Raw genomic sequence first — 4,676 nt, forward strand, 5'->3', positions numbered from 1 at the left:
GCTGGATGTGAGCGAACTCTCATCAGCGGTGTATATGGTGATGATTCAAGGGGATGGAGCACAAACGGTTAAAAGGTTAATTAAAAAATAACCAGACGTTTAATAATTTAAATTGTAAAGAGGCTGTCTATAAAAAAGACAGCCTCTTTTTATTTATACCTGTTGAATGATTTGTTCTAATTCAACATCATCAGGTAAGGCTAACTTTTTCCGGAGCCTGTATTTTTTTGAAATGACACTGTGATGACTGATGCCTAGAATGGTACCAATTTCTTTGTTGCTTAAATTGAGTTTGATAAGTGAACAAAAACTTAGGTCATTTTTATTTAAAAGGGGATATTTTTTTAATAAATGGGTGCCAAAATTAGGGTGGACTTCAATAAATTTCTTTTTAAAGTTTTCCCAGTAATTGGTTTCCCTGAAAGCTTGTTGTATTTTTTTTTCAAGCTGTTTTACTTCTGAGTTTTCAGGCACGGCGTGTCCAATATATCCCTTTATTTTGTTTTGTAAATCAGCCATTTCAAGAGACATAGCGGTAATTTCACGTTCTTTGGCTTCCAATTGTTTTTGTTGTTCCTGAGCAAGGGCTGTTTCAAGTTGATGTTGTTTTCTTATGGATTCCTTCTCATTTTCAAACGAACGAAGCTCTAATTGATGAAAGCGTTCCTTTATTTTATTGTTGCGGTAAAGCAAAAACACAAACAAAACTAAAAGTCCCAGCAATACAAAACTGATGATGAGCGTTGAACGTTGTTTGGAGTTTTTGAGGGAAAGCACTTCATTGTTGGCTTTTAGAACATCATTTTTTTCACGTTGCAATTCATTTTGATAGGCTTCCTGTAACTCTTTTATTTTAAAATCATTGGAGGCTTTCTCTAAACTGTCGTGAATGATAAATCTTTTTTTGGATGCTTCCAGGGCACTTCGGTACATTGTGCGCTGTTCATAGATTCTGATGGCATTTTTTAAAAATGAAGCTTCATCCCGGGCGTTGATTTGAATTTGTTCACCTTTGAGCTCTTCCACCTGATTGATAATCTCAAGCCCCATCACAGGATCCTCCATTTCTGCAAGTACTTCTAAATATTCTGCGGCAACCTGCATTAAACGGGAAGACTTTTGTGTTTTTAAGCCTTCATATGCTTCCCTGTATAATGGAAGTGCCTCTTTGTATTGACCTCTCTTTTTATATAAGGTCCCCAATTTGGTTTTTGCGTAGTAGGCAAACTCATAATTTTCAATTTCCCTAAGACCCTGAGCCGCTTCCAGTAAAATGGATTCTGCACTTTTATAGTCCTCCAGATACATCAAACAGTCTGCATAGTTGAGCAAGGTGTAATAGTAATTATTATCTTTTCGTTCAGAAAATATAGGTAATAACTCCTCATACAATTCTTTGGCAAACAAATAATTACCATCATTCAGATAGGCGTTTGCAAGCTTTTGCTTGATGATGTGTTTTTTTGGATCCTTCGAATTTTTTAATAAATCAAGTGCTTTTCTTAAATGAATGATTGCTTCTTCACCCATGAGCATATAATTGTAATTGGAGGCCATTTCTCCGTAAACGGTGGCAATTCCCATTGTGTCTAACCTTTGACTGTGAATCTGCATGGCTTGTTCCAGGATTTTAAGAGAGGCTTCAAAATTACCTTGAGCCCTTAAGGATATTCCTTTATTGATAAAAATGTTGGCTTTTAGTTTTGGGTGTTTTTCTGCTGCTTTAACTCCTTTGTCAAAAGCGGCAAGGGCGTTTTCATAATGGGCTAACTGACTTTCACTGATACCCAGTTGGCTGTAGGCCAATGCGACTACCGAATCAGGTAAACTGCTTTTATACTTCAAAAGCTCTTCAATGCTTGCTTTAGCTTCATTGGGTTTGACAAATAGGGTTTGCTCTATGCTTTTTTGAAGCTGTTCTATTTTTTCTGTTTGTGCATAAAGTGAAGAAATAAATAATACTATAATAATAGAGAGAGATAGTTTCATGGTCTGGTATCTTAACTGAATGCCCAAATGTAAAATGTTTTTTATAAAGCAATTAATTAAAAAGCGAATGGGCATTATAACAATAATTAAAATTAAAAATTTATTTACTATATAGCAGAAAAAAGCAACTTATGTTGACAAAAAACATCTCATAAGCTTATTGGAGAGATAATTCCAGTTGAAAAAATACCAATGGCAAAAGACCGCTAAGGGAAAAGTATTTTGTTTAAATATTTGGAGTTTACTTGATCCCGGACCGGGGGAGATTGTTTGGTTATTATTTTTAAAATAGTTTTCTAAACAAGTTTGAAAAGGGTGAGCCAGTTGTTTTTTAAAATCGGTATAGTATTTAAAAAAGGCAAAAAAGTTGGTACAAGTAATAAAAAGTAAAGGTTTTATAAATTAAAGACGAGGGTCTTTTTTATTTTGCTAATTTGGATAATTGAAGCCAAAACTCTTCAATTTTTAAAATCGCATTTAAAAAGTCATCCATCTCAATGGGTTTTGTTACAAAACTGTTGGCATGACTTTCATAGGCCTTATTGATATCTTTTTGAGCAGAAGAAGTTGTCAGCATGATAACCGGTATTTTCTTTAATTTAGAGTCTTTCTTGATACTATTTAAAACATCATGCCCGTCAAAAACAGGAATATTGATATCCAAAAGTATTAAATCTGGACTTTCATGGTTTGAAAAATCGCCTTGTTTTTGTAAAAAATCCAAGGCATCCTTACCGTTTTTAACTACGCTGATATTGGTCTTTATTTTACTTTCTTCAAATGCATCAAGAGTAAGTAAAATATCTCCCTCATTGTCTTCAACTAATAAAATGTGTACTGGTTTCATAGTATGGGTTTATTGATTGTAAAATAAAACGCACTCCCTTTTCCGGGTTTAGACTTCACCCAAATTTTACCTCCCCAGGATTCTACCTGTTTTTTGGAAACAGCAAGACCAATACCCGTTCCGTCAAAATCTTCTTTGTTATGAAGACGTTGAAAGATAACAAAAATTTTATCAAAAAAGCGTTCATCAATCCCAATTCCGTTATCCTCAACCTTCAACTGCCAATGGGATTTTTTGTCAGTAAGGGAAATTGTAATCTTTGGAGGGGTTCCTTTTTTGGAATATTTGATGGCATTGTCCAATAAATTGTGCAGGGTTTGTGTTAAGGGGGCACTAAATGCTTTAATTTTTTTAATATTTTTGGTTTGGATGACAACTTTTTTTTCAGAAATAAGCGTGTTTCTTAGTATTTTATAGTCTTTAATCAATTGGTTTAAATCAATTTCTTCCAAGGGATATTGTTCTCTTCCGGCTCTTGAATACTCAAGCAAATCGAGAATGATTTGTTTCATTCTTTTCGCACCATCAGTAGCAAAGTGAATGTATTGATTGGCTTTTTCATCCAGTTGATCCTTATATTTTCTTTCTAATTGATTTAAGAAACTGGTAATCATACGTAAGGGCTCCTGTAAGTCATGGGAAGCAATAAAAGCAAACTGTTCGAGCTGTTCATTGGTGATTTCCAGCTCTCTGATGTTTACTTTCAAAAGTTCGTTTAAGTCCTGAAGCTCTTGCTCATATTTAATCCGGTCGGTGATATCTGTAATGGCTCCTACCATTCTGATAGCGTTTCCTTTTGCATCCCTGATGATAACCCCCTTGTCGACAACAGTTTTTAAATCACCATTTTGATGAATGATGCGGTATTCTTTTCTCCAGAATTCTTCAGAGGAACTTTTGATAGCTTCATCGAGACTATTTTTGACCTCTTCTATATCTTCAGGATGAAATTTGTCATGCCAAAAGTCTTTCTTCTTTAGATTTTTAGTTACATTATATCCAAATAATTTATCAAAACCATTGCCGCGGTAAAGAATATTTTGTTCTAAGTCCCAGTCCCAGATGGCATCAGTGGTTGCCTGGGTTACCTTTTCAAAACGTTCATTGGCCTGTAGAATTTGAATATCGATTTCTTTTCGGAGGCTCACATCTTTAAAATACACTGAAAGCCCTTCCTCATTAGGGTACGCAGAAACTTCAAACCATTTGCTTAAAGTGGGGTAATACTCTTCAAAGGAGACAGTGTTACCGGTTTTCATGGCTAAATGGTACTGCTTGTAAAAGTCTAATTCAACGGCATCAGCAAATATTTCCCAAAGGTTTTTTCCCAAAATTGCTTCCCGTTTGCGACCCAATACTTTTTCGGCCTCTTTGTTCCAGTAGGTAACAATCCAGTCTTTATCCACAGCAAAAAAGGCATCACCAATACTTTCCAATATGTTGTTTTTTTCTTCGTAGGCTTGTTGTAATTTAAATGCAACTTTTTTTCGTTCGTCAATATTTTTAAAATAAATAGAAACCCCGCCGCCTGATGGGTAAACATTGATTTCATACCAACTGTCATCCCCGGGATATAAATATTCAAAACTTAGGGGTTTACCCGTTTTTACAACCTTGCGGTATGCCTTTTCCAGTGAAGTACCTTTTGCGGGAGCAAATTCTTTCCAGATATTTTTACCCAATACTTCACTACGCTTTCTTTTTAATAAATTTTCAGCTTCTTTATTGAAGTATGTAAAGTTCCATCGATGGTCCAAAGCATAAAAGGCATCAGAAATACTTCCCAAAATCTCTTGAATTTTAAGTGAAGATGTTTTCATCGAATTGATGTCTTGAAAAC

3 protein-coding genes are annotated in these 4,676 nt (G+C 34.9%); all 3 read right to left on the minus strand.

All coding sequences use genetic code 11. The annotated features are described in order from the left end of the window. Positions 1–153: 153 nt before the first annotated feature. Positions 154–1,989 carry a tetratricopeptide repeat protein gene (locus tag AACY61_RS08910; RefSeq protein WP_339611228.1) on the minus strand — a complete coding sequence of 612 codons (1,836 nt, stop codon included), beginning with the start codon at positions 1,987–1,989 and terminating at the stop codon, positions 154–156. A 421-nt stretch (positions 1,990–2,410) separates the two neighbouring features. Continuing rightward, positions 2,411–2,836 (minus strand): response regulator, encoded by a 426-nt coding sequence (locus tag AACY61_RS08915; protein ID WP_339611229.1) that lies wholly within the window; start codon positions 2,834–2,836, stop codon positions 2,411–2,413. Then, the coding region (locus tag AACY61_RS08920; RefSeq protein WP_339611230.1) for a PAS domain S-box protein at positions 2,833–4,676 on the minus strand (1,844 nt) is incomplete at its 5' end. The genes AACY61_RS08920 and AACY61_RS08915, both read right to left, overlap by 4 nt.

The organism is uncultured Planktosalinus sp., assembly GCF_963973675.1.
Classification (GTDB): domain Bacteria; phylum Bacteroidota; class Bacteroidia; order Flavobacteriales; family Flavobacteriaceae; genus Planktosalinus.

Bases quoted from the DNA above. Each gene is read 5' to 3' on its own strand.
- AACY61_RS08910 (WP_339611228.1), bottom strand. From the start codon at position 1,989: ATGAAACTATCTCTCTCTATTATTATAGTATTATTTATTTCTTCACTT.
- AACY61_RS08915 (WP_339611229.1), bottom strand. From the start codon at position 2,836: ATGAAACCAGTACACATTTTATTAGTTGAAGACAATGAGGGAGATATT.